Origin of the sequence: Borrelia persica No12, from assembly GCF_000500045.1 — a bacterium.
GTDB lineage: Bacteria > Spirochaetota > Spirochaetia > Borreliales > Borreliaceae > Borrelia > Borrelia persica.
On record NZ_AYOT01000077.1, the window covers coordinates 1 to 2,616 of the forward strand.

Sequence of the window (2,616 nt, forward strand, 5' to 3'; positions counted from 1 at the left end):
TTCATTATCCATTCATGCCAACTCCCTTTAGTATTAAAGTTAGATAACCAACTGAACCATCAATTGATACTATTTCAAAGTGAAAATTATCTAAATCACCTTCAGAGATCTTATCTGATATAGCAAAATCAAGTTGTGCACTTGTATACAACTTGTAAAGACAAGTAATATCACTAAGATCGGATTCATTCATAGTCACAAGAGAATCGGGATTGATGCTAAAGAGTACACCAGTAAATTCTTTAAAGTTTTCTCTGTCAATTACTGTTTCATAACTTGCAGTCTCTTCATTATATTCATATCTTTTTTGATAAAGCCTTAATGGTTTTTTATCTTCAAAATAGGAAATAACCGATAATGCCATTTGAGTGAATTTGGTTCTCACATTATTATTTCTCTGCATTAACGTGCAACTCCTATGCAATATTTTTTAGTTGTTGAAGAGTCAACAAGTGCCAAACTAGATAATAATGAATCAAAAGATGAACAAAAACTATCACCAATTTTAATGTCACTACCCAAAGATTCATTAACATCAGATGATCGTACTTGTTCATATTCGATCTCAAGTTCGTTAAGTTTGTGTTTCTTTATTACTTGGGAATTTCCACTAAAATCATTGATAGTTCCGCTTTTTTTCAGTTTGCACCCAGTATAGTAATACATTAACAATTTGATATGTGAAGTTGTAAGTATTGATAAGTCAATACCCTTAACTTCAAGCAACATCTCAACTAGTCGTGAATATTGCATGAAAGTCGAAAAACTCAAAACATCTTCATTGATATCCAATAATTCTATTATTTCTGTGTAAAGTTTACGTATTTCATTATCAAGTTGTTCTTGTGCTATATCATGTGACATAACTGTTTCCTAACTTTGCTTAATGAAAACCTGCAGAATAGTTTTCTTTGTAGCAAGTAAACCACCAAGTACAAAATCAATATAAGAATGCGCAATATTGCTTGAATTAGTGTCAATTTGTTCATTAGGTGTTGGCAACATGTATTTACTTGGTTTAAATTTCAACAACTTTGGATTCATTGGAAAAATAACAATTTGATTTTTCAGTAAATTAGATGTTTGTATTACTACTTCATTTCTATTATTCAAAGCTTTGATTGTAGCTGTTAAAAAATCTTGCCAACGTTCATTAAGAAAACCTGGATTATCATTTACCATATAAGGTTTAACCAATTTCAAGCTTGTTAGCGGATCTACAATTACCATGAATGGAGAATCAAAATAATCACCTAGTTCTAATTTTGACAGACCAGATTCTATCTTTTCAAATATCTTATCCATTTTGTCTTTATTGCTAGCATCAACTTCTTCTTTGATTTGATATGGCATATTAAGTAAACCATACATGTTAGGTAAAAGAATTTTTGCATTATTACCATCCTTTTGTATTGATACAGTTCCGGTTAATACAAAATGGGTGATCATTTTCATAATTTCATTACATGCTAATTTATAAGCAGTACCAAAAGGTAAGTAATTATTATTAACATCTCCAATATACTCAGAATTTGTAAATTCGAGAACCGCAGAATCTTTTAAATGTGGAAATTTATATTGCAAATGCAAATAATTAAGCTTTACCACCTCTGATTTAAATCCTATTGTTGAGACTGTATTATAATTATTTATAACATCTGTTGGATTTTCTTTTAGAAAAACATCCCATTCTACTGTTTTAAAAAATCCCATCTTATAAGGAACTTCTTCAATTTGTTCTTTAGCAAACCAATCATAAAATTTTGGTAATTCGACTTCTTCTGTTGCTTGAATAACTTCTTGTACATAATAATTTTCATCAAATAATTCCATTTAAAACCTCCTTAATTTAATTATTAGATACTTTATTTCCAACAAATTTGATATGAACTAAATATGTATTCTCAGATAAAGTGACTGTATCTTCTAAAGCAAATGCATTATAAACAGTATTTGAACCACTAGATTTTTCTGCTTCACCTTTATCATTAAATTTAACCTTGTCTCCTCTCTTAATTGTTGAGTCTTTTGCAAAAAGCCAAGCTTGATAAGCACCAGAAGTTATTGGTACAACTTGAGCTCTCTCTGTATAATCATCAATATCAACACATATCCCATATAAATTATCACCACCACCAGGTTCAACATGAGGTCCATAATGAATCTCATTGGCTTTAATTTGATTTGTCTTTAGTTTAACACCACATTTATATGGATAATTTTTGCTAGGCCAGTTTTCTATTTGTATATTACTACTAAAAGAAGTAAATTCACCAACACTAACGCATGGTCCTTTATTTCTAAAGTCAGTAGTATTACTCATAAGCTCTACTTCTTTGCTACCGCCTTTAATAACAGAAGCTAGTGCTTTTCTTTTATCTTGATAATCCTTAACTAGTTGTTTAATATCGGCCATACTTTAACCTCCTTTTTAATTTTTAACTTGTTTTTTGAATAGCTTTGTTCCCAAAAATAGCAACTTTGACAAAATGAATTGTAAAATCACTACTTGAACTAAAAGACGAGTCTTTTTGTTCATCTGGGGTTCTAAAATCATGCTTATATGAATTGCTTAATGCAATAATATTAATTGAAGTAGGTAAATTAGAGCTCGCT

At 29.7% G+C, this 2,616-nt stretch carries 4 protein-coding genes; all 4 read right to left on the minus strand.

Annotated features, from left to right (window positions below):
• Window positions 1-4 precede the first annotated feature (4 nt).
• Genes U881_RS0101440 through U881_RS0101455 form a run of 4 tightly spaced genes read right to left on the minus strand, consistent with a single transcriptional unit; the run spans window position 5 to window position 2,416 of the window.
• Window positions 5-403 carry a DUF1506 family protein gene (locus U881_RS0101440; protein ID WP_024653014.1) on the minus strand — a complete coding sequence of 133 codons (399 nt, stop codon included), beginning with the start codon at window positions 401-403 and terminating at the stop codon, window positions 5-7.
• Window positions 403-864, minus strand: coding sequence for a DUF3890 domain-containing protein (locus U881_RS0101445; protein ID WP_024653015.1), 462 nt, complete (start codon window positions 862-864; stop codon window positions 403-405). The genes U881_RS0101440 and U881_RS0101445 overlap by 1 nt, the downstream gene beginning before the upstream one ends.
• Window positions 865-873: 9 nt before the next feature.
• Window positions 874-1,833, minus strand: coding sequence for a hypothetical protein (locus tag U881_RS0101450; RefSeq protein ID WP_024653016.1), 960 nt, complete (start codon window positions 1,831-1,833; stop codon window positions 874-876).
• Window positions 1,834-1,849: 16 nt separating this feature from the next.
• Window positions 1,850-2,416: a DUF228 domain-containing protein gene (locus tag U881_RS0101455; RefSeq protein WP_024653017.1), complete on the minus strand. Its 567-nt coding sequence runs from the start codon at window positions 2,414-2,416 to the stop codon at window positions 1,850-1,852.
• Window positions 2,417-2,616 lie beyond the last annotated feature (200 nt).